The sequence below is a fragment of the Kribbella sp. NBC_00709 genome (genome assembly GCF_036226565.1).
GTDB lineage: Bacteria > Actinomycetota > Actinomycetes > Propionibacteriales > Kribbellaceae > Kribbella.
This window is the reverse complement of record NZ_CP108996.1, coordinates 5416590-5438378: the sequence shown is the minus strand read 5'-3', so window position 1 is coordinate 5438378 and position 21789 is coordinate 5416590. Positions and strand designations below refer to the sequence as shown.

Below are 21789 nucleotides of genomic sequence, written 5' to 3'. Positions count from 1 at the left end.
CGGTCGCCGGGCTGCCTGGGTCGGGTTCGGCGGTCGCCGGGCTGCCTGGGTCGGGTTCGGCGGTCGCCCGGGGTGCCTGGGTCGGGTTCGGCGGTCGCCCGGGGTGCCTGGGTCGGGTTCGGCGGTCGCCCGGGGTGCCTGGGTCGGGTTCGGGGGCGGTTCGGCTCCTGCGGTGGGCTCGGTAGGGAGCCTGGCAGGTGCGGCGGGCTGGCGGTTCGGTGGCCGTGCTGTTCGGGTCCGCCCGGCCTTCGCGACCGCGGGTTCGCCGAGTCCGAGCCGTCAGTGTTTGGTGGGTGGACCAGCCGGCGTGAGGGTTTGCCAACCGTATTCACGGTGGCCAACCCCTCATCTGGTTGGCTTACCTACCAAATGGGGCGGGCTCGCCGACCAAACCTGCTGCCAATCCACAACCTCAGCTCTAGGCGGCGCAAACCGCATCTCGACACGCCACCACCTCAGGTGTTCGAGGTGCCGGGCGCGGTTGGGCGGCATCGGATCCGAGCAGCTCGCGGTGCGGCAGCGTGGAACGGGATCGCCGTGCTTCGGCTACGGGGCGCGGAGGAGGGCTACGGCGTCTATGGAGGCGGGGGCTGTGCTCGTGGAGATGATCTTGAGCGCGCCTGTGCGGAAGACGGTGGTCGGGAGGTAGGTGACTACGCGACTGGTGGTGGTCGCTGCTAGGGAGACTGTGCCGATCTTGATGTTGGCGTGGTAGATGTCTACGCGGCCTTGGGCGGGGCCGTGGAGGGCTATGAGGGCTATGCGCTGGCCGGCTTCGGATGCTTTGGTGAGGTAGGCGCCGTTCGCCTTGAGGATTGTGGTGGTGCCTTGGAAGGCCAGGGTGCTCGTGGTGCGGGTGACTGTGCCGGCGGAGGTCAGGGCGCGGTCGTCCTCGGGGGCTACCGAGCAGATTTGCGGCGCCCACGCGGACAGGTTCCCCAGGTAGTCGCGGGAGCGGACCATGAAGCACTCGTCCCAGCCGAGGCGAGGGGTCCAGGTGATCGACGTGATGCGGGTGTTCTGCCAAGTGGCTGGGTAGATCCACTTGCCGAGCGCTACGCCTGGTGCGGCGGTCTTGTACACGACGTCGTACGAGGCGATGTCGGTGTCGTCCTTGTAGGCCCAGCGGACGGTCGCGGTTGCGGCCAGGTTGACGCGGTCGCCGATGCGCCAGGTGACGAGGGACGGCGCGGTGCCGTCGACCTCACTGCAGTACGACGCACTCCATGCGCTCACGTTGCCCGCGTAGTCCCGCGCGCGGACCTGCCAGCACGTGTCGGTGCCGACGGCCGCGGTGAGACTCGCACCGTTCGTCTTGAGGCCCTGCCACGCGGGCACCTGGTTCCAGGCGCCGTACGGCGCGGTGCGGCTGGGGCGCTGCTGGATGCGCAGGTCGTAGCTGTTCACGCCGGTAGCGGGCGAGTTCGGGTCCTGTGGGTCGTCGAAGGCCCACTCGAAGGACAGGCTGGTGTTGTCGCGGACCCGGTCACCGGCTGACGCGCTGGTGAGTACGGGCGCCACCGTGTCGGGGTGCTGCTGCGGGTCCGGTGTCAGCCAACTCAGCGTGATCACGCGCGGTTTGCTGTCCGCGTCGGCGTACACGATCTTGGCCAGACCGGAGCCGTCCGCGCGGAAGCTCGGTCCGGAGGTGCGGATCGGTCCGTACCGGCGCTGTCCGAGAGCCGGATCGTTGAGGTCGGTGACCAGCAGGTCCGATCCGGACGCCTGTACGGCGAAACCGCTACCCAACTGGGAGTCCGCGGCCACGGACAGGTTGCGAGGCGGCTGCGGTCCGACTACGTCGACAACCTGGTTGCAACCGCTCAGAACAGCCCACCGACCGTTGACCTGGTCCGGGCCGACTGTGCAGGCGCTGGCGACCAGAACGGTCTTCACGTCACCAGTGGTGAGGTTCTTCCCGTCCAGATGCCCCGGTTCCGTCATCTTCCAGACCGTGTCGCCGGACAGGGCGAACGGCGGGGCGAAATCGGCCAGCTTCGTCTTGGTGGCGACGTCGTACACCTCTGCGGTCGCTGCACTGGGAGCACGGTGTGAGACGAGCTTGCCGCCCTTCCCGAGCACCACGTCGTCCACAGCAGGGAACGTCAGCCCACCGACCTTCGCAGTACTCCCGTCGAAGGTCAGGAGCGCGGTCCCCTCCACCTGCAGTGGCTTGCCGTCGTTCGAGCCGCCGGACGCGGTCCAAGTGGTCCCGTTGTTGCTGGTCTCGTAGACCGGGTTCGATACGACTACGCGGGCGCCCGACATCCCCACGCCGACGGCGGACCGCCCCGGGACCAGCACCCCCTCCCCCAGGTGCTGCGGCGGATCAGCAGCCATCACCTGCGACGCCGACAACGGCAGCAGGACGACGGCGCACACAGCCGCCGCCCTGATCCGAAAGCTCACCACGAGAGACCCCCCAGTACTCCGAAGACAACGGGCCGCACCCTAGCCAGTAACCACCGGTAACGGAAGCGCCGCGGAAAACAGAGTGACACACCGTGACGCCGGGAGGATCCTGGAGGGCTGACCAGACACGAAGTCGAAAGGAACGAATGCAGGCGGGGATCACGGTATCGGCGGCAGAACTGCCCGAAGTGCTGCTGCATGTGGCAGTGGTACGCCCGGTCTTCCTGTGGGGCGCACCGGGGATCGGGAAGAGCAGTCTGGTGCGGGCGTTCGCGGAATCGCTCGGTCTGGAGTGCGTGACGCTCCTGGGGACGCAGCTCGCGCCGGAGGACCTCATCGGCGTACCGCAGATCGTCGACGGCCGCAGCCGCTTCGCACCGCCGGTGGCGATCGCCCGGGAGGAGCCGTACTGCCTGTTCCTCGACGAGCTGAACGCATCGTCCGCCGAGGTCCAGAAGGCGTTCTACTCGCTCATCCTCGACCGCCGCATCGGTGAGTACGAGCTGCCGGAGGGGTCCGTGGTGATCGGAGCCGGCAACCGGGCCACCGACAACGCGCTGGCCCGTCCGATGGCGAGCGCACTGGTCAACCGCCTCGTCCACGTCCACCTGCGTGCGGACGCGAGCGACTGGCTGCACTGGGCCGGTACGGCGGGCATCCACGCGTGGGTGCTGGAGTACCTGCGCAACCGCCCCGACCACCTGTGGACCGCACCGCCGAAGACCGAGGAGCCGTTCTCCACTCCGCGCAGCTGGCACATGCTCTCGGATGCCCTGCACTCGTACGGCGACGACGTGTCCGACGAGACGCTGCGGGTGCTTGCCTTCGGCACCTTGTCCGCCGCGCACGCCTCCACCTTCCGCGCGTACGTGAAGACGGTCCGCCACGCCTTCGGGCTGGACGCCGTACTCAAGGGTGAGGCCGGTTGGCCGGCCGCTCCGGAGGACCGTGACCTGTTGTACTTCCTTGCCGAGACCTTCCGTGCCCGCCTGATCAAGGAACTGGCCGCCGACAAGGCATCCGCCAACGCGGCGGCCCGACAGCTCGCGCACCGTGGCAAAGCGCTGCTGGTGGAGCTGGCGGAGATCTCGCTCGAGATCGCGCAACTGGTGATCGCGTCCGACGACGACGGCCGTCCGGTGCTGCCGACGTGGTTCCTGGTCGAGGTCAGCCGTGACCTGCCGCGGCTAGTAGCTGCCCGTGCCTAAGCGCAAGAAGGCCCAGCGGGTCCCGGCGTGGGAGGCGATCCAGGCCGGATGGACAACGATCGTACGGCACCCGCTGTTCGCGCCGATGGCCGACTGGGCGCACAGTCCGATTCGTGACGACGCCTGTCCGGCCGATGCGTGGGCGATCATCGACTCGAACGGCCAGATCCGCACACACCGGACCCGACGGGCCACTCCGGACGAGTGGGCGTGGGTCTTCGCGCATCTGCTGATCCATCTCGGTCTCGGCCACGCAGACCGCGACCGGCCAGAGCCTGACCAGCCCGCCTGCGCCGCGTACGACGTCGCCGTCAACCGCTACCTCCAGTCGCTCAAACTCGGTACGCCGGTCGTTGAGCTGCCGGCGTCGTTCCCCGCGATGGAGGAGGACACGCTGGCGCGACTGTGGCGACAGTCTGGCGTTCCAGCGGAGTACGACGGTCTCGGTGTCGCGGGCCGGACATCCGACATAGAGACAGCCCGATGGAACGGCTGGGGCAAGCCGCCCGAGTGGAGCGAGCTCTTCGCAGCCGGACTGTCCGCCGCGGCGGCAGCGGCTGTCGAGATGGCCGGCGGTGCACGCTCTTCGCTGAGCGCGGACCGTGGTGGACGGGACAAGTGGGATCTGGCGCTCGGCTGGTTCGTCTCGTCGTACCCGCTGCTCGGTGCGATCGCCTCGAGCATGACGATCGTCGCCGAGGCTGAGCTCGCCCGCGGCTGGGACATCCACGTCGCGGCGGTGAATGCGGCAGCCGGGGAGATCTACGTCAATCCGCTCATCAGCATGACGCTGAGCGAATGGCGGTTCGTCATGGCGCACGAGATGCTGCACGCGGCCCTGCGTCACGGCGAGCGGGTCGGTGGACGTGACCCGTACCTGTGGAACGTGGCCGCCGACCTGGTGATCAACGGCTGGCTTCTGGAGATGGGCGTCGGCAGCATGCCCGAGGGTGCGCTGCACGACCCGGTCCTCAAGGGCATGTCCGCCGAGGAGGTCTACGACCGCATCACCACCGACCTGCGCCGCTATCGGAAGCTGGCGACCCTGCGTGGCGTCGGACTGGGCGACGTACTCGGCCACCCGCTGCCACACGCCGGCGAAGCGGCGCGCGGTGCCGGTCTGGACGACATCTACCGACGGGCGCTCACCACTGGGCTGGCGTACCACGACTCCGCCCGCGGCACGCTGCCCGCCGGACTGGTCGACGAGATCCGCGCACTGGACCACCCGCCACTCACCTGGGATGCGCAACTGGCCCGCTGGTTCGAGGAGCACGTGCAGGCCGTCGAGAAGACCCGCACGTACGCCCGCGCGTCCCGACGCCAGTCCGGTACGCCGGACATCCCGCGCCCGGGCTGGATCCGCCCCGTCGAGCTCGACCGTCTTCCGACGTACGGCGTGGTGCTCGACACCTCGGGCTCGATGGACCGCGAGCTGCTGGGCAAGGCACTCGGTGCGATCGCGTCGTACTCACGTGCTCGCGACGTACCGGCCGCACGGGTCGTGTACTGCGACGCAGCCGCGTACGACGCCGGCTATGTGCCGGTCGACGACATCGCCGGCCGGGTGCAGGTCCGCGGCCGGGGTGGAACGGTGCTGCAGCCTGGTGTCGACCTGCTCGAGCGGGCGGACGACTTCCCCGTGGAGGGGCCGATCCTGCTCATCACCGACGGGCAGTGCGACGTGGTCCGGGTACGGCGCGAGCACGCCTGGCTGATCCCGCGTGGTGCTTCGTTGCCCTTCACCGCAAGGGGTCCTGTATTTCGCGTGGAGTGAACAAGCTCTGCTGGGGGCGAACAGCCGTAGTCGCGTGACTCTCCTGAGTGACAGGTTCACAGGCATGGCGTGGGTCGTGAGGGGCGAGTTCAGGAAGCTGTGGATAGGACAGCTGGTGTCAGCGTCCGGCAGTGCGGTCACGACTGTCGCGCTGCCGCTGGTGGCGGTGGTGACTCTGCAGGCATCAGCCGTGCAGATGGGTGCGCTGTCAGCGGTGTCGATTGCGCCGCATCTGGTATTCGGCCTTCTGGCCGGTGTCTGGGTGGACAGATGGTCGCGGCGGCGCGTACTGATCTGGACGGACGTCGGACGGCTCCTGCTACTCGGCTCAGTGCCAGTTGCGGCCGCCCTGGATTCGCTGCGGATCGAGCAGCTGTACGTCGTCGCCATACTCACCGGAGTGCTGACGCTGCTGTCCGACACCGCGTCCCAGACGATGATCCCGCTGCTCGTCCCTCGTGACGACCTGATGCGGGCCAACAGTGCCGCCCTGCTGAACCTCAACCTCGCCTCGACCCTCGGCCCGTCCGTCGCCGGTTTCCTGGTGCAGGTCCTGACCGCGCCGTTCGCGATCGTCATGGACGCCGCGTCGTACGTCGTGTCCGCAGTTGCGGCGTACCTCATCCGCGAACCGGACCGCGGGCCCGCGCCGCCGAGGTCCGAAGTACGGCTGTCAGCGGGTCTGCGCGTGCTGTTCGGTCACCGGATGCTCCGGCCGCTCATCGTCTCCGCGGCCATTGCGGCCATGGCCGGAGCGATGCAGGGGCCGCTGATGGTGCTGTTCCTGATCCGTGAGCTCCACAGGTCGCCGGCGTTCGTCGGACTCACACTGACCACCTTCGGCGTCGCCGCAGTAGCCGGGACCTTCGTAGCGGGTCCATGGTGCCGGCGGGTCGGCCTGGGCGGCTCGTACCTGTCCGGTGCATTCCTTGCCTCGCTCAACGGCGCCTTGCTCTGCACAGGACGGACTCCGCTCATCCTCCTCGGCCAGGTGCTCTCGGGCCTCGGGATGTCGCTGTTCGGCGTACCCCAGCGCACCCTGCGACAGGCACTGGCCCCAGTGCACCTCCTGGGCCAGGTGACGGCCTCCTGGCGCACCGTGGTGATCGGCGGCCAAGCGGCCGGCGCGGCCCTGGCCGGCGTCCTGGCCACCGCGATCCACATCCGCCCGACCCTGCTGATCGCCTCCGCGGGCATGCTCGCCGGCTTCCTGGTTGCCGCCTTGTCGCCGCTGCGAGGACTGCGGGATCTGCCCGAAGGGGAACCGGCCGGGCGATCGCTGGCGTAGTACTGATTGCGGATCGTGATAGGTCCGGCCGGCCCTCCCGCGTGGGTCCGGGGCGGGTTATTGCGTTTCATCGGGAGGGAATGGAATTTGCAGGACAAGCGCTTACCTACTGAGCGATACTGGAAAGTGCGCCGTTTTTAGGTCGCCCAAACCCCCTTGTGAACCGAAGTAGATGGGAAGTGCGCCCGTCCAGATGCCGTCAGAGCACACTGTCCAAGCGCCGTCGATCGCTGCCCCTACCACCCGTGCCCCGGAGCGCAGCCGCAACCTGTGGCGACTCCGTCCTTACCTGAAGCCACACCGCTGGCGCCTAGCGGTGATGTTCTCCACCGCCATGCTCGGCGTCGGCGTCAGCCTCGCAGTACCGCTGGTCACCCGAGCCATCATCGATGGTCCGGTGACCCGCCGTGAGCTGAGCATGCTGGTCCCGCTCGCGCTGCTGGCCCTCGGGCTCAGCATCTCCGAAGTCATCCTGGTGTGGATGCGCCGCTGGGCGCAATCCCGAACGGTCAGTGACTTGGAGGCAACGCTCCGGCACGACCTGTACGTCCGGCTCCAGTCCCTGCCGATGGAGTTCCACACCCGCTGGCAGAGCGGTCAGCTGCTCTCCCGCGTCACCACCGACCTGTCCACGATCCGCCGGTTCATGGGCTTCGGGCTGCTGTTCCTGGTGATGAACATCCTGCAGTTGATCGTCGTCACCATCCTGCTGCTCCAGCTGTACTGGCCGCTCGGTCTCGTGGTCCTGGTGGCCGCTGTACCGGTCGTGATGGTGTCGCTGAAGTTCGAGAGGAAGTACCTGCGGATCTCCCGCAAGGTCCAGGACCAGCAGGGTGACCTGGCCACCCGGATCGAGGAGTCGGCGCTCGGCTTCCGGGTGATCAAGGCGTTCGGCCGGCGGCCGCACGTGCAGCGCCAGTTCGACGACGAGGCGACCACGCTGTACGACACCGAGGTCGCGAAGGTCCGGCTCGCGTCCCGGTTCTGGAGCTTCCTCGGCGTCATCCCGAACCTGACCCTGGTGATCGTGCTGCTCCTCGGCGCGCTCGCGGTCGGCCGGGAGGCGATCACCCTCGGCACCCTGGTCGCGTTCATCACGCTGATGCTGTCGCTGGTCTGGCCGATCACCTCGCTCGGCGCGATCCTGGCGATGGCGCAGGAGTCGATGACGGCGGCGGACCGGATCAGCGAGATCCTCGACACCTACTCGGTGATCAAGTCCGGTCCGGAGGAGCTCACCAACTCGCGTGGTCACCTGCGTTTCGAGCACGTCGGGTTCCGGTTCTCCGACGACTCCACCGAGGTGCTGCACGACATCAACCTCGACCTGACCCCTGGTACGACGCTCGCACTGGTCGGCGCCACCGGGTCCGGCAAGACCACACTGACCGCACTGGTCCCCCGGCTGTACGACGTGACCGCCGGACGGATCACCATCGACGGGCACGACATCCGGGACCTGTCCCTGGTGTCACTGCGGACCGCGGTCGCGTCCGCGTTCGACGACCCGACGCTGTTCTCGATGAGCGTCCGGGAGAACCTGACGCTCGGCCGTCCGGACGCCAGCGAGGCCGACGTACAGCAGGCGCTCGAGGTTGCCCAAGCGCAGTTCGCCAACGACCTGCCGTGGGGTCTGGAGACCCGCGTCGGTGAGCAGGGCATGTCGCTGTCGGGCGGTCAGCGGCAGCGGCTCGCACTGGCACGCGCAGTGCTCGCCAAGCCCGCCGTACTGGTGCTGGACGACACACTGTCCGCTCTCGACGTCCACACCGAGGCTCTGGTCGAGGAAGCGCTGCAGAACGTGCTCGCCGACACCACCGGCATCGTGGTGGCGCACCGCGCGTCGACAGTGATGCTGGCCGACAAGGTCGCACTGCTGCAGGGCGGCACGATCACCCACGTCGGAACCCATCACGAGCTACTCGCGACGGTGCCGGAGTACCGGCACCTGCTCGCGGCGGAGGAAGAGGAGGTGCACGCATGACGACGACCCAGCAAACACCTCCCCAGGCCTCGAGTAACGAGCCGAAGAACGACCGGCAGCCGACGGAGCAGAAGTGGCGGGGCGTCTTCGAGGACGACCCTGACAGGGAGCTGTCGCGGGCGACGACCATCCGGCTGAAGGAGGACTCCCGCAAGCTGCTCGGGGAGCTGCTCCGGCCGTACCAGAAGCTGATCTGGCTGCTGGTGGTGATCGTCATCATCGAGAACGGCGCCCGGCTCGCCGTGCCGTACCTGGTGCACCTGGGCATCGACAACGGCATCCCGCCGATCCTCGCCGGTAAGGGCTCGGGGCAGCTGATCACGATCGTGATCGCCGTGCTGGTGTCGGCGTTGCTGCAGGCGTGGGCCCGGCAGATCTTCCTGATGCGGTCCGGCCGGCTCGGTCAGACCATTCTGCTCGGGCTGCGGAAGCGGGTGTTCGACCACTTCCAGCGGCTGAGCCCGGCGTTCCACGACAAGTTCACGTCCGGCCGGGTCATCTCCCGGCTGACGTCGGACGTGCAGGTGATCGACGAGATGCTGGCCAGCGGGTTCGACGGTCTGGTCACCGCCGCGCTGACCCTGGTCGGTACGGCGATCATCCTGCTCACGCTGGACGTCAAGCTCGGCCTGCTCGCGTTGCTGTCGTTCCCGATCCTGCTGGTCCTGACGGCGTGGTTCCGGAAGCGGTCCGCCGTCGTCTACCGGCAGACGCGTGAAGCCGTCGTGCTCGTCATCGTGCACTTCGTCGAGTCGATGACCGGCATCCGCGCGGTCCAGGCGTTCCGCCGGGAGCCGCGTAACGAGGAGATCTTCCACGGTGTCAACGACCGGTACCGGAGGGCGAACCTCGAGGCGTTCCGGCTGAACGCGGTCTTCATGCCGGCGATCAAGGGCGTCGGCAACATCACGATCGTCGCGATCCTGGCGTTCGGCGGTTACCAGGCGTACCACGGGCACGTGACGGTCGGCGTGCTGACCGCGTTCCTGCTGTACCTGCGGCAGTTCTTCGAGCCGCTGCAGGACATCACCCAGTTCTACAACACGTTCCTGTCCGCCTCGGCGGCGCTGGAGAAGCTGTCCGGTGTGCTGAACGAGACCCCGGACGTGCCGGAGCCGATCGAGCCGGCCAAGCCGGGCAAGGCACGCGGTCACCTGGAGCTGCGGAACGTCCGGTTCGAGTACGTCGACGGCGTACCGGTGCTGCCCGGTCTGCAGCTGGACGTGCCGGCTGGTCAGACGCTGGCCCTGGTCGGTACGACGGGTGCTGGCAAGACCACGATCGCCAAGCTGGTCGCACGGTTCTACGACCCGACCAGCGGGCACCTGTTGCTCGACGGTGTGGACCTGCGCGACCTGTCCGAGGACGACCTGCGCGAGCGGGTGGTCATGGTGACGCAGGAGAACTTCCTGTTCACCGGCTCGGTGGCCGACAACATCCGCTTCGGTAAGCCCGACGCGACGATGGAGGAGGTCGTCGAGGCCGCCAAGGTGATCGGCGCCCACGACTTCATCACCGCATTGCCGAACGGGTACGAGACCGCGGTCGAGAAGCGTGGTTCGCGGTTGTCCGCCGGTCAGCGCCAGCTGGTCGCGTTCGCGCGGGCGTTCCTGGCCAACCCGGCCGTACTGATCCTGGACGAGGCGACATCCAGCCTGGACATCCCCAGCGAGCGCCTCATCCAGCGGGCTCTGCGGACGATCCTGGCCGACCGTACGGCGATCGTGATCGCCCACCGGTTGTCCACGGTCGAGACCGCCGACCGGGTGCTGGTACTCGAGCACGGGCGGATCATCGAGGACGGCGCACCTGACGACCTCGTGCACCGGGACGGCCACTACGCCGGGCTGCACCAGGCCTGGGAGGACTCGCTGGCCTGAGTTCCGTCGTACGTCCAGCGGCCCGCAACCGATCCGGTTGCGGGCCGCTGGCTTTCTCCTCGGAGTAATACCTATTAGCGTCTAGCGCCTGCGCGAACCGAGCTAGTACGGTCCTGCCACCCGTCGTGAGGAGAGTGGGATGCCGATCAGTCGTCGTACGTTGAATCTCGGGATCGCGGCCGGGGCAGCCGCCGCCGCGTTGCCGACGTCCGCCAATGCCGTCGTACCGCAAGGTGGTGGTCGGCACCGGCAGCCGGCAGCGCCGTTCTTCGATGAGACGACCTTGTGGGACAACACTGTCGACCCACTGGCCAGCTACTTCGTCTACGGGCTGATCGCGACGCGCAACGACACCCTCATCGCGTGCGCAGAGGGCCGGCACGAGGTGTGCGACGCCGGTCCGCACGATCTGCTCATCCGGCGCAGCACGGACCACGGCCGGACCTGGCTGCCCACGCAGACGGTCGAGGCATCGGTCAACGGTGAGAGCTGGGCCAACCCGACCTTCGTTGCCGACGGCCACACCGGTGAGGTGTTCCTGTTCTACAACCTGTGCGCGCGGCTGCCGGAGAACACCACTTGCTCCTCCGACACCGGCATCGTGCACTACCGCTCCAGCACCGACAACGGCGCCACCTGGGGCGAGCGGCACAGCCTGGACGGTCTGTTCGACAGCTTCCCCTTCAACTGGGTGATGCATGGTCCTGGGCCCGGACACGGCATCCAGCTGAAGTCCGGCCGGTTGCTGCTCACCGTGTCGCACCGGACGATCATCACCGGCGTGCCGACAGCAGACCGCAACTACGGCGCCTCCACTGTCTACAGCGACGACCACGGTCGCACTTGGAAGGCTGGTGGCGAGGTACCGCTCGGGACAGGTCTGCCGACGGTTGGCGAGGCCAGACTGCTTCAGCGTGCCGACGGATCGATCGTGATGAACAGCCGGCCGGGCTCCGGCAACGACTGGCCACGTGACTTCGCCATCAGTACTGACGACGGCCTGAGCTGGTCGCGAGCGGTGATGGACTTCAGCGTGGGTCTGTTCAACGGCTGCGACATGGGCTTCCTCAGATACACCGACCAGGCCAACCGCGTGCTGCTCAGTCGGCCCGACTCACCGATGCGCTGGAACATGACGGTTGCGGTCAGCTACGACGAGGGCAAGTCGTTCCGCTACAGCCGATCGATCAGCCAGCTCCGTGGGTACTACTCCGACCTCGCCCGGCTGTCCGACGGCACGATCGTGCTGCTGTACGGGTGCGACGGGGACATCGACAGCAGTCCGCGCCGGGTGGCGGTCGCTCGCTTCAATCTGGAGTGGCTGACGCAGGGACGGGACAGTCTGGCCACCGGGCCGGGCCTGTCCACGTCGTCGTACCCGATGAGCTACCCGCGGCTCCCAGCAGCCGCTGTGGGCGCGTACGTCGACCAGTCGATCCACGTGGACCGCGACGACACGTACGAGCTGTGGCTGCGGTACTACCGCTCCGCGGACGGCGGACTGGTCACAGTGACCGTCGACGGGGACGCGCCACGGGTCAGCGCACTCGACCTGACCTCGTTCCGCGGCGAGGGCTACGACGTGGTGCTCCTGGACCGGCGTCGTCTCACAGCCGGTCGGCACTCCATCCGCTTCACCCTCGCCGGTCCCGGCCGAGGCGCCGGTACGGCGGTTGCACTCGAGGAACTGACTCTCGTCAAGGCCTCCGCGACGCCGGACGTGCGCGAAGAGGTCACCGTCGACAACGGCGGCCTCGGCTTCGAGACGGTCGGGACGTGGAGCTCAGCTCGCGGCATCCTCGGGTACTACGGCTTCAACTACCTGAGCCACGCCAAGGGCACTGGTGCGAACCTGGCTCGTTTCCGCCCCGCCATCCCCGGCACCGGTCGCTACGAGGTCCTCACGTCGTACACCGCCGACCCGAACCGCGCTTCGAACGCGCCGTACGTCGTGCACCACGCGGACGGGACGACCACGGTGCCGGTCAACCAGCGCGTCCGCGGCGTACCCGATCCGCGGACCGGTGAGTGGGTGTCGCTCGGCACCTTCACGTTCAACGCCGGCTCGGACAGCTACGTCGAGCTCAGCGACAACGCCGACGGCTTCGTCATCGCGGACGCGGTCCGCTGGCGCCGCTTGCCTTAGGACTGTCGGCAGGCACCAGTACGTTGGGCGCATGTTGACGACGCTGGCGGTGGAGAACTACCGGTCACTGCGGCGGATCGTCATGCCGCTCCGCGGGCTGAACGTGGTGACCGGAGCGAACGGGACAGGCAAGTCCAGCCTGTACCGGGCGCTCCGGTTGCTTGCCGATGCCTCGCGCAACGGCGCCATCGCTGCCCTGGCACGCGAGGGAGGCTTGCAGTCGACACTGTGGGCCGGGCCGGAACACGTCCGCAAGGACCGTCCGGTTCAGGGCACTCGCCGGACCGGACCGGTGACATTGCGGATGGGCTTCGCCGGCGACGACTACGGCTACCTCATGGATCTCGGGTTGCCGGTCCCCAACGGCTCGCAGTTCGATCTGGATCCCGAGATCAAGCGGGAAGCGTTGTGGGCCGGCCCGTTCCTCCGACCGGCTGCCTTGCTGGTCGAGCGCAACAATCGCGAGGCGCGGATCCGTTCGTCCGGCGGTGAGTGGGAGCGCGCGGGTCATCAGCTCCAGACGTTCGACAGCATGCTGAGCGAGTTCGCGGATCCTGAGCGGGCGCCGGAGCTGCTGCGGGTGCGCGACCGGCTGCGGGGCTGGCGGTTCTACGACCACTTCCGTACCGACGCCGACGCACCTGCCCGGCGAGTGCAGATCGGGACCCGCACCGCCGTGCTGTCCCAGGACGGGGCGGATGTCGCGGCCGCCCTCCAGACGATCCGCGAGCTCGGACCGAACGGCGCGCTCGACGAGGCCATCGAGCTGGGTTTCCCCGGCAGCCGGGTCGAGGTCGTCAACACCGCCGGCCGCTTCGAGGTCGCGTTCCGCCAGCACGGTCTGCTCCGGCCGCTGTCCGGCGCCGAGCTGTCCGACGGCACCCTCAGGTACCTGCTGTGGGTCGCCGCCCTACTCACTCCGAGACCCCCGGAGCTCCTGGTCCTCAACGAGCCCGAGACCAGCCTCCATCCCGACCTGCTCCCAGCCCTGGCGAACCTCGTGGTGACCGCAGCCAAGGAGGCACAGGTCATCGTCGTCACCCACTCGCGCCCGTTCATTTCCTCCCTGCAGGCCCTGTCCTCCGAGCTGCACACCGTCGAACTGGTCAAGGACCGCGGCGCCACCACCATCGACGGCCAAGGCCCGCTCGACGAACCGCCCTGGAAGTGGCCGTCGCGCTGAGCTCAGTGCTTGACGGACTCGAAGCGGACCAGGATCACGGAGCCGGCCGCGGAGAGGGCGAAGCCGATGATCGCCGCAGGCCACCAGCCTGAGCGAACAGCGTCGTCGAGGACGAAGACACCGATCGCGGCCGGAGTGATGGTCTGCAGAGCGATCATGGGCGTCGTCGCCAACGTCACCGAACCGCGCTGCAGAGCCAGCGAGTAGAGGATGAAGGCAAGCCCTCCGCTGATCGGCAGGGTGTACAGGGTGGGGCTGTGGAACAGTTCCCGGATCGAACCGTCCTGGAGAAGACGGGCGGAGGTCGCGACCCCGGCGTACCCGAGACCGGCCAGCATGCCGAGCAAAGCGGTGGAGACACCGTGCTGCGATCGACTGGCGAGAGCGCCGAGTACGGCGATCGTGATGAGGCCGACAATGATGCCGATGGTGAGGCCGTGATGCTGCACGTTCGCGCCGGCGTCACCGGCTGAGACCGCGAGCAGACCGAGCCCTACGCAGACCGCGGCCACGGCTGACCATTCAAGTGGGCTGAGTTGGTCCGACATCAGCCGGGTGGCGAGCAACGCGGTGACGACGAGGCTGACCGCGATGCCGGCCTGCGCCAGGTACAACGGCAGCAGCCGCAGCGCGACGAAGTGCAGCCCGAAACCGGCCAGGTTCAGCGCCAGCGCGCCGAGGAACGCGGGCTGCTTGAGCAACGCAACCACGAACCCACCGAGCCGCCGCGGATCCAGCTCCGACTCGGTCGGCACCTTCCGCGAACCGACCGCCTGCAGGATCGCGCCGACACCGAACAGCACCGCGGCCCCCAGAGCCGCGCCAAGACCGAGGACCATCTACGCGACAACCCTGCGGCGCCAGGTGAGGTACAGACTCAGAACGCCGTAGTACACGAGGTAGGCCAGCGAGACCGCGACCACGATCGGGTTCGGGTTCGGCATCTGGGCCAGCAGTACGGCGTACGACGCGAGCCAGACCGCGGTCGTCAGCAGGTTCACCGAGCGGAACGCCTTCGTCCGCGACGGGTACACGTACTTGACCGGGATGAACACGAGAATCGAGCAGACGACCAGGATGGCGCCGGTGGCGACCGGGCTGAGGCTCAGGACCACGACATAGAAGGCGACCACGTTCCAGTAGCTGGGGAAACCGAGGAAGAAGTGGTCCTCGGTCTTCGCGTCGACCCGGCAGAACTGGTAGCTGGAGGCAAGCAACGGCAGCGCGCCCAGGATCGCGCCCCAGGTGCCGGCCGGCAGGTAGCCGCCGGTCCACAGCAGCACGATCGGCGCGAACGCGTAGGTGAGGTAGTCGACGATGTTGTCGAGCATCGCGCCGTCGAACCACGGGATGGTCTCCTTCACCCGCAGCCGGCGCGCGAGCATCCCGTCGGTGCCGTCGATCACCAGGGCCGCGAGCCCGAGCCAGAGGGCGCGGACCGCGTCGCCGTCGATGGCGGCGATCACGATCAGCAACGCGAGCACCGTTCCGCTCGCGGTATAGGCATGCAGTGCAAGTCCGGCCAGACGCAACCGCGTCGACCCGACGAACGGTTCCTGCACCGCGTCGTGTGTGGTCAGGACGACTCCCAGAACTCAAGCGACGCGCACGGCGCCGGACCGGGTCAAGGTGAACCCGGCCGTCGCCAGCGTCTCACAAGCCTGGTCCGGCGATGGTCACTACCCGTCATCCCACGCCGGATCTTTGCAAGGACTTAGTCGACCGGGTCCAGCAGGAAGAGCGGGATCTTGCGGGAGGTCTTGGTCTGGTACTCGGCGTACGGCGGGTACGCGGCGACGGCGCGCGGCCACCACTCGTCGTACTCGGCGCCCTCGATCTCGCGGGCGACGTACTCCTTGGTGACGTCACCGTCCTGGAGGGTGATCTTCGGGTCGGCCTTCAAGTTGTAGAACCAGACCGGGTGTTTGGGCGCGCCGCCGAGCGAGGCGACCGCGGCGTACACGCCGTTGTGCTCGACCCGCATCAGCGGAACCTTCCGGATCTTGCCGGACTTGGCGCCGCGCATGGTCAGCAGCACGACCCGCATACCCTTGATGTCGACCACGGCCGTGGTGCCGGCGGCCGTGACCTTCTCGACCTGGTCCCGGACCCAGTCGGTGGGGCTCGGCGCGTACTCGTCGCTGTTGGCTGTCATGTCACCAATGATAATGGTGATGCATCACCAACGCACAAGTCAGAGCGTCGGAGCCAGGTCGGTGAGCAGCGTCAGCGAGTTCTCCCAGGCCTGGGCGGACTGGTCGGCGTGCTCGGTCTGCTCGTCCGGGGCCAGGTCCAGGCGGTCGAAGCCGGACTCGACGACCAGCAGGCGGGTGCCCTCGCCTTCCGGGGTGAGGGTGAACTCGACCAGGTTCGCGTTGCCGGGCACCGGCTCCACGCCCGGCGCGACGGCGTACCGGTAGGCGAAGCGCCGGCCCGGCTCGACCTTCTCGACGAAGCCGCGGAACTCACCGCGCTCGTCCCAGCGCAGCACCAGCCGGCCGCCCGGCCGCAGGTCGACCTCGGCACCACCGAACGCGTACCACCGGGCAAGCCCCTCCGGCTGCGCCACGGCGGCCCACACCACCTCCGGTCGAGCCTCGACGTACACCTCACGCTCAACGCTGTCCATGCCGTCCATCCTGCCAAAGCTCAAACGGCGCAGGACTGCAGCTGCGTCGCGGTGGCGATGGTGGCCTCGATCCAGCGACGGCGCAGGAAGTGCGCCTTGGCCAGTCGATGGACGCCGTCCAGGACGACCAACCGGCCGCGGTACGCGACCAGGTTGATCGGGAAGTCGAGGTCCGCGTCCATCACCCGCTGATAGTGGGCGCGGAAGTTCATCGGCGTCTCCGCGACCTGGTGCGGCGTGACCCGGAACCGCTCGCCGTCCAGCTGCCACAGCGGCAGGTCGAACATCCAGACCAGGTCGGCGATCTCGACCGGCTCCACCTTCAGGTCGAGCTCCCACAGCTTCGGCAGCTGCCAGTGGTACGGCGGGAACACCTCCCGCAACGTCTCCGGCATCATCGCGACCAGCTCGTCGAACGACACGTCCGGCGCGCCCCGGTCCGCGCCCGAACCGAAGGTGTCACCCAGCCCATCGATCGCCACGACGGAGCAGGCTACGCCATCACCGGGCCGACCGCCTCAGCCGTGCGCCAACCGGTGGATGATCACGATCGCCGAGTCGTCACCCGGGCCGCCGGCCGTGGCGACCAGGTCGGCGGCGCCACCCACGAACCCTTGCGCCACAAGCCGTTCCGCGTGGCCGGTGAGCCGGTCCGTGCCGCGACCGATGTCCCGCCGTGGTGTCTCCACCATGCCGTCGCTGTACAGGAACAGCGCATCCCCGGGCCGCAGCTGCCCGTGGTTCGACTTGAACTCCGGCGACTCCATCAGCCCGAGCAACGGTCCGTCCGCATCCCGCGTCTGCCACCGCCCCGACCACGCGTCGAACTGGATCGCCGGCGGATGCCCGGCCGTGCGTACGTCGAAGTCCCCGGTGCGCAGATCGAGCACGACGTGAACGACGGTGGCGAAGTCGTCGTCCCAGTCCTGCCGGCGGATGTACTGGTTCGCCGACGGCAGGAACTCCTGCTCGGGCACGACCCCCAGCAGCCCACCGAACGCACCGGACAGCAGCAGCGCCCGCGTCCCGGCGTCGATTCCCTTGCCCGAGACATCGACCAGCGCCACCTCGAGCCGGTCGTCGTGCATCGTCGACACCACGAAGTCGCCGGAGAACGACGACCCACCGGCGGACTGGATCGCGACCTCGACCCGCCAGCCGGGCGGCATCGTCGGCATCTCCCCCTGAGCGGTGAGGGTGTCGCGCAGCTCCATCAGCATCGACTCGCTCCGGATGCCGGCCACGCCCAGCCGGCTGCGCACCTTGGCGCTGGCGATCATGATCCAGCCGACGATGACGAGCACCAGGACGAAGCCGATCCGGGGCATCGTCATGCCGCGGGACAACACGACGTACGAACCGAACGCTGCCGTGATGCCGGTCAGCGCGACCAGCTCGCCGAATTGCAGCAGCACACCGCCGACCACGAGCGGGACGATCAGGAAGGACGCCGGTACCGAGGTCATCCAGATCTCGCTCGCGACGGAGATCACGAGCTGCACCAGCGCCAGTGCGACGAACGCCAGCCGGTGCGAACGGCGGGCGCGACGACCCAGCGCCTCGACCCGGCGGCCGATGCGTCGTACCAGCGCTACACCGCCGCTCTTCCTCATGGTGTGAAGAAGATAACGGCACTGCTCGGTCCGCGCATCAAGTCGCAACACAACTGATGGGTTTCAACTCTTGCGAGTGAGTCCGGTCCGTTGGCATTTGGGACACCAGAACAAGTTGCGGCCGGCCAGGATCTTGGTCCGGATCACCGACTGGCAGACGAAACAGTGCTGCCCCTGCCGCCGGTAGACGTAGACCTCGCCACCATGATCGTCCTTGCGTGGGTCACGGCCCATCGCCTCCGGTGTGTGGTCGTCGGCAACGGTGTCGATCCGGCCGGTTTCGACGCCGTACTTCATCAGTGCGAGCAGGTCGTCCCACATGCCCTGCCACTCTCGCTTCTTGACTACGTTGCCAGGCGTCATCGGGTTCAACTTGGCCCGGAACAGCACCTCGGCGCGGTAAACGTTGCCAACGCCACTCAACACGTCCTGGTTCATCAGCAACTGCCCGATCGGCAGCTTGCTGCGGTGGATCCGCTTCCAGGCGAGCTCCGGGTCCGCGTCGTCGCGCAGCGGGTCCGGTCCGAGGCGACTGAGCAGTTTGTCGCGCTCCTCGCCGGTGATGACCTCGCAGACGGTCGCACCGCGCAGATCGGCGTACGCCGTCGCGCTCTGCAGCCTGAGCCGGACCTGACCGACCGGCTCGGGCACCGGAGCCGGGTGGATGTCCATCTTGCCGATCAGGCCGAGGTGGATGTGCAACCAGCCGGCGCCCTCGAAGTCGGCGAGGAAGTGCTTGCCGTGGGCCTCGGTCTGCCGCAGGACGTGCCCGTTGAGCAGTGCGGCGCCGTCGACGAACCGGCCCTGCGGGCTGGACGCCTGGACCATTCGACCGCCGAACGCGTCCCAGACGTCGTTCGCCAGGCGGTGCAGGGTGTGACCTTCAGGCATGATTCCTCATTTGGCGTCCTCCCTGACCCTCACAGCCAGGGATTTCTAACTACTACGCGGACGTAGCAGGTTGTGGTTCACGCTTCAGCGAGACCCGGACGGGCGTCCCTCGGCGTGCGCTGACGGCCCGTCCAGCCGCGATATTAACTGCCGCGTTCACATCGGCGTTTGCCTGGTGGCTGCAGGCCACGCATCGGAAGACCGCTTGACTCTCGCGGTTTCCCGATGCGCAGTACCCACAGGCGGCGCAGGTCTGCGACGTGTATGCAGGGTTCACTCTCTCGACCCGCCCTAGCGCCTTGTGCTCCAGGCGCCGGACGAGCATCCCCCCAGGCGTTGACCAGAATGCCGCGATTCAGTGCGGCTTTAGCACGACGCCGGTTCATCAGGTGCGCGCCTGGTTGCTCGGGGTTGGCTTTTGGCTTCGGCCGCCGGGTCAACTGGGTGATCCGAAGGTCCTCCACGCGGATGACGTCGAAGCGCCGGGCGAGGTCGGTGCTGGTCTTCTCCGTCCAATCCTTACGCCGGTCACCAGCTCGAGCCGACAGCATTGCGATCGCAGCCTTGACCCGCTGGCGCCGCTTGGAACCGGGGCTGCTGCGGGCGAGGCGGCGTTGCAGGTGCTTGAGTCGTACCTGCTCGCCCTCAGAGAGGTCAGGGCACTTCAGCAGCTCGCCGGTGGACAGCGCGGCCGAGACGGTGACGCCGCGATCCACTCCGACAACTGCGCCAGAGCCGGGCGCGGGTATCGGCTCGGGGATAGTCGCAAACGCAAGGTGCCGGCGGCCCCTCCGATCACGCTTGATCCGGTAGGACTTCGCTTCAGGCACGGCGCGCGAGAGCCGGAACCGCACCCAGCCGACCTTCGGCACGTTCACCGCGGCCCACTTCCGGTTCAACTTGACTACCCGGGATACCTCCGAGCCAACGATGCGGAATCCCTCGTGGATCTCGGCCCTGCGCCAGGTCGGTCGCTGGTGGGTGCCACGATAGAAGTTCTGGACAGCCTGGCCGAAGTCCCGTAGTGCCTGCTGCTGAATGGTTTGTACTCCGCGGCGCAACCAACTGAACGCAGCCCGTGCCTCGGTTAGCTGCCGACACTGCTTGGCATAACCTGGCGTTGGGCCCTTGTCGCGGGTCCAATCGACCATTGCTCGACCGCCAGGTTCCAGATGTACCGAGCATGCCTGCACTGCTCGAGCAGCGCAGCCCGCTGCGCGGGCGTCGGATACATTCGGAACCGCGACATGCCCGTATCCAATCAGCCTGGACCGACAGTTCCCGACTTCGAGGGGAGGCAGTCGCGGCGCTGCCCGCTTGAATGACGGGCCCAGCCGCGGCCAACCCAGTGACAGACGGAGCGAAGGGCCGGGCGCCCACTCCGGCCGTGGTCGGCACCGGCCGGTCGATGCGGGCCCGGGACGTCTCCCGGCCGCGTCGTGAAGAAGAACGCCGGCCGGTGAGAGAAAAGTCCGAGGACGATCAGGGCAAGGGCGGGAGCTCGCCGGTCGACTCGTAGTTCGACAGCATGTCGATCCGGCGCGTGTGCCGCTCCTCGCCGGAGTAGTCGGTGGCCAGGAACGTCTCGACGAACCCGGCCGCCTCCTCCTCGGAGTGCATCCGGGCGCCGACGCTGATCACGTTGGCGTTGTTGTGCTCGCGGCCGAGGCGTGCGGTGTCGGTGCTCCAGGCCAGCACCGCCCGGACCCCCTTCACCTTGTTCGCGGCGATCTGCTCGCCGTTGCCCGAGCCACCGATCACGATGCCGAGGCTGCCCGGATCGTCGACGACCGCTTGTCCGGTCCGCAGGCAGAACGGCGGGTAGTCGTCAACGGCGTCGTACACCGCCGGACCGTGATCCACGACGTCGTGCCCGGCAGCAGTCAGGTGCTGCACGAGGTGGTTCTTCAGCTCGAAGCCGGCATGGTCGCAGCCGATGTGCACTCGCATGGCGAGCAATCTACTTGTCAGCCTGCCTTGGTGCGCACGCCGCCCGGCACAGTCAGCTCCGCGGTCAGCTGCGTCACTACCGCATAGGCCTGCTCGTACTGCGTTCCGCTCGGGTGCAGCGTGAACACCGAGATGATGGTCCGGTCGTCCACCCCGACTGTCCCGGTCGTGTGGAGCGCATCGCTGACCAGATCCAGCTCCGACTTCGGCTTGGCCCGGTCCGACCGGTAGCCGCTCGACCCCCGAAACCCGGACCAGCCCTGCTTGATGCTGAAGTCCGGGGCGAAGACCGACGCGATCCCGAAGTACTGGTCGAAGCCATCGGTGCCGTAGCGGGTCGGCCGGTGCAGCAGGTCCATCACGTACGCCCGGACCGGCTGCGGAGCCCGGTCCAGGATGTATCGATAGATCCGGACCGTGTCGGCGGGAGTGATCGCGACGTACCCCCAGAAGCCCGGGTGGGTGGCGGGCGGTCCGGCCGTATGGGTCAGGCCGAGCCGCTCCACCATCCGCTCCACGATCGCCGCGCCGCCCAGCTCGTCCCAGTAGTAGCTGGCGGCGTCGTCGTCGCTGCTGCGCAACATGACCTCGAGCCGGTCGCGGTCAACCTGCGGGACGTCGTACCGCGGGCCGCGCTCCCAGAAGTAGTCCAGCACGATCAGCAGCTTCACCACGGACGCCGACCGGAACTGGTGGTCGGCGTTCAGCTGCTGGACGAACTGCCCGGTGTGGCGGTCGAACACCGCGACACCGGCGGTCACATCTGGGGGTACGGCGGTCATCTGGAACCTACTCACCACTTGACGAATTCCTAGGTGAGTAACCTTC

19 protein-coding genes and 1 pseudogene are annotated in these 21789 nt (G+C 68.0%); 7 read left to right on the top strand and 13 right to left on the bottom strand.

Features of this window, described 5'->3' with window-relative positions; all coding sequences use genetic code 11:
• Window positions 1-546: 546 nt before the first annotated feature.
• Window positions 547-2409, bottom strand: a complete 1863-nt coding sequence (locus OHA18_RS26840) for a hypothetical protein (RefSeq protein WP_328998069.1) — start codon at window positions 2407-2409, stop codon at window positions 547-549.
• Between the two features lie 191 nt (window positions 2410-2600).
• Between OHA18_RS26840 and OHA18_RS26835 the strand changes: the two genes are divergently transcribed.
• From OHA18_RS26835 to OHA18_RS26805, 7 genes are all read left to right on the top strand, one after another.
• Complete coding sequence (locus OHA18_RS26835) at window positions 2601-3620, top strand: MoxR family ATPase (RefSeq protein ID WP_328998068.1); 1020 nt, start codon at window positions 2601-2603, stop codon at window positions 3618-3620.
• A complete protein-coding gene (locus tag OHA18_RS26830; RefSeq protein WP_328998067.1) occupies window positions 3613-5397 on the top strand; it encodes a vWA domain-containing protein in 1785 nt (594 codons plus the stop codon). The genes OHA18_RS26835 and OHA18_RS26830 overlap by 8 nt, the downstream gene beginning before the upstream one ends.
• A 64-nt stretch (window positions 5398-5461) precedes the next feature.
• A complete protein-coding gene (locus OHA18_RS26825) occupies window positions 5462-6685 on the top strand; it encodes an MFS transporter (RefSeq protein ID WP_328998066.1) in 1224 nt (407 codons plus the stop codon).
• Window positions 6686-7004: 319 nt separating this feature from the next.
• A complete protein-coding gene (locus tag OHA18_RS26820) occupies window positions 7005-8669 on the top strand; it encodes an ABC transporter ATP-binding protein (protein ID WP_328998065.1) in 1665 nt (554 codons plus the stop codon).
• The gene (locus OHA18_RS26815) at window positions 8666-10549 is read left to right on the top strand and encodes an ABC transporter ATP-binding protein (protein WP_328998064.1); all 1884 of its coding nucleotides are present in this window, start codon (window positions 8666-8668) and stop codon (window positions 10547-10549) included. Before OHA18_RS26820 ends, OHA18_RS26815 begins: the two co-directional genes overlap by 4 nt.
• 139 nt (window positions 10550-10688) lie before the next feature.
• A complete protein-coding gene (locus OHA18_RS26810; protein WP_328998063.1) occupies window positions 10689-12695 on the top strand; it encodes an exo-alpha-sialidase in 2007 nt (668 codons plus the stop codon).
• A 31-nt stretch (window positions 12696-12726) separates the two neighbouring features.
• On the top strand, window positions 12727-13878 hold the full coding sequence (locus tag OHA18_RS26805) for an AAA family ATPase (RefSeq protein ID WP_328998062.1): 1152 nt from the start codon (window positions 12727-12729) through the stop codon (window positions 13876-13878).
• Between the two features lie 2 nt (window positions 13879-13880).
• On the opposite strand, the gene OHA18_RS26800 is transcribed toward OHA18_RS26805, so the two are convergent.
• The 12 genes and pseudogenes from OHA18_RS26800 to OHA18_RS26745 all read right to left on the bottom strand — a co-directional run bounded on the left by OHA18_RS26800 (window position 13881) and on the right by OHA18_RS26745 (window position 21758).
• The gene (locus OHA18_RS26800) at window positions 13881-14717 is read right to left on the bottom strand and encodes a hypothetical protein (protein WP_328998061.1); all 837 of its coding nucleotides are present in this window, start codon (window positions 14715-14717) and stop codon (window positions 13881-13883) included.
• Window positions 14718-15440: a CDP-alcohol phosphatidyltransferase family protein gene (locus OHA18_RS26795; protein ID WP_328998060.1), complete on the bottom strand. Its 723-nt coding sequence runs from the start codon at window positions 15438-15440 to the stop codon at window positions 14718-14720.
• Window positions 15441-15592: 152 nt separating this feature from the next.
• Window positions 15593-16033, bottom strand: coding sequence for a nitroreductase family deazaflavin-dependent oxidoreductase (locus tag OHA18_RS26790; protein WP_328998059.1), 441 nt, complete (start codon window positions 16031-16033; stop codon window positions 15593-15595).
• Between the two features lie 39 nt (window positions 16034-16072).
• Window positions 16073-16507 (bottom strand): SRPBCC domain-containing protein, encoded by a 435-nt coding sequence (locus tag OHA18_RS26785; RefSeq protein WP_328998058.1) that lies wholly within the window; start codon window positions 16505-16507, stop codon window positions 16073-16075.
• A gap of 20 nt (window positions 16508-16527) precedes the next feature.
• Window positions 16528-16989 carry a hypothetical protein gene (locus OHA18_RS26780; protein ID WP_328998057.1) on the bottom strand — a complete coding sequence of 154 codons (462 nt, stop codon included), beginning with the start codon at window positions 16987-16989 and terminating at the stop codon, window positions 16528-16530.
• Window positions 16990-17025: 36 nt separating this feature from the next.
• Window positions 17026-18120, bottom strand: coding sequence for a PP2C family protein-serine/threonine phosphatase (locus OHA18_RS26775; RefSeq protein ID WP_328998056.1), 1095 nt, complete (start codon window positions 18118-18120; stop codon window positions 17026-17028).
• A 63-nt stretch (window positions 18121-18183) separates the two neighbouring features.
• Window positions 18184-19011: an Fpg/Nei family DNA glycosylase gene (locus OHA18_RS26770; protein ID WP_328998055.1), complete on the bottom strand. Its 828-nt coding sequence runs from the start codon at window positions 19009-19011 to the stop codon at window positions 18184-18186.
• 52 nt (window positions 19012-19063) lie between these two features.
• A complete protein-coding gene (locus OHA18_RS26765) occupies window positions 19064-19336 on the bottom strand; it encodes a transposase (RefSeq protein WP_328998054.1) in 273 nt (90 codons plus the stop codon).
• A 100-nt stretch (window positions 19337-19436) separates the two neighbouring features.
• Window positions 19437-20162 (bottom strand): annotated as a pseudogene (locus OHA18_RS26760) (RNA-guided endonuclease InsQ/TnpB family protein); the annotation flags it as partial.
• Window positions 20099-20245: a helix-turn-helix domain-containing protein gene (locus OHA18_RS26755; RefSeq protein WP_329006166.1), complete on the bottom strand. Its 147-nt coding sequence runs from the start codon at window positions 20243-20245 to the stop codon at window positions 20099-20101. The gene OHA18_RS26755 and the pseudogene OHA18_RS26760, both read right to left, overlap by 64 nt.
• A gap of 248 nt (window positions 20246-20493) precedes the next feature.
• Window positions 20494-20961, bottom strand: coding sequence for a ribose-5-phosphate isomerase (locus tag OHA18_RS26750; protein WP_328998053.1), 468 nt, complete (start codon window positions 20959-20961; stop codon window positions 20494-20496).
• A gap of 17 nt (window positions 20962-20978) precedes the next feature.
• Window positions 20979-21758 carry a hypothetical protein gene (locus OHA18_RS26745; RefSeq protein WP_328998052.1) on the bottom strand — a complete coding sequence of 260 codons (780 nt, stop codon included), beginning with the start codon at window positions 21756-21758 and terminating at the stop codon, window positions 20979-20981.
• Between the last annotated feature and the right edge of the window lie 31 nt (window positions 21759-21789).

What these genes read in the sequence shown, in the direction of transcription:
- OHA18_RS26825 (WP_328998066.1), top strand. Translation starts at nt 5,462, where the DNA reads ATGGCGTGGGTCGTGAGGGGCGAGTTCAGGAAGCTGTGGATAGGACAG.
- OHA18_RS26820 (WP_328998065.1), top strand. Translation starts at nt 7,005, where the DNA reads ATGTTCTCCACCGCCATGCTCGGCGTCGGCGTCAGCCTCGCAGTACCG.
- OHA18_RS26815 (WP_328998064.1), top strand. Translation starts at nt 8,666, where the DNA reads ATGACGACGACCCAGCAAACACCTCCCCAGGCCTCGAGTAACGAGCCG.
- OHA18_RS26810 (WP_328998063.1), top strand. Translation starts at nt 10,689, where the DNA reads ATGCCGATCAGTCGTCGTACGTTGAATCTCGGGATCGCGGCCGGGGCA.
- OHA18_RS26805 (WP_328998062.1), top strand. Translation starts at nt 12,727, where the DNA reads ATGTTGACGACGCTGGCGGTGGAGAACTACCGGTCACTGCGGCGGATC.
- OHA18_RS26800 (WP_328998061.1), bottom strand. Translation starts at nt 14,717, where the DNA reads ATGGTCCTCGGTCTTGGCGCGGCTCTGGGGGCCGCGGTGCTGTTCGGT.
- OHA18_RS26790 (WP_328998059.1), bottom strand. Translation starts at nt 16,033, where the DNA reads ATGACAGCCAACAGCGACGAGTACGCGCCGAGCCCCACCGACTGGGTC.
- OHA18_RS26785 (WP_328998058.1), bottom strand. Translation starts at nt 16,507, where the DNA reads ATGGACAGCGTTGAGCGTGAGGTGTACGTCGAGGCTCGACCGGAGGTG.
- OHA18_RS26775 (WP_328998056.1), bottom strand. Translation starts at nt 18,120, where the DNA reads ATGAGGAAGAGCGGCGGTGTAGCGCTGGTACGACGCATCGGCCGCCGG.
- OHA18_RS26770 (WP_328998055.1), bottom strand. Translation starts at nt 19,011, where the DNA reads ATGCCTGAAGGTCACACCCTGCACCGCCTGGCGAACGACGTCTGGGAC.
- OHA18_RS26765 (WP_328998054.1), bottom strand. Translation starts at nt 19,336, where the DNA reads ATGCTCGTCCGGCGCCTGGAGCACAAGGCGCTAGGGCGGGTCGAGAGA.
- OHA18_RS26755 (WP_329006166.1), bottom strand. Translation starts at nt 20,245, where the DNA reads ATGTATCCGACGCCCGCGCAGCGGGCTGCGCTGCTCGAGCAGTGCAGG.
- OHA18_RS26750 (WP_328998053.1), bottom strand. Translation starts at nt 20,961, where the DNA reads ATGCGAGTGCACATCGGCTGCGACCATGCCGGCTTCGAGCTGAAGAAC.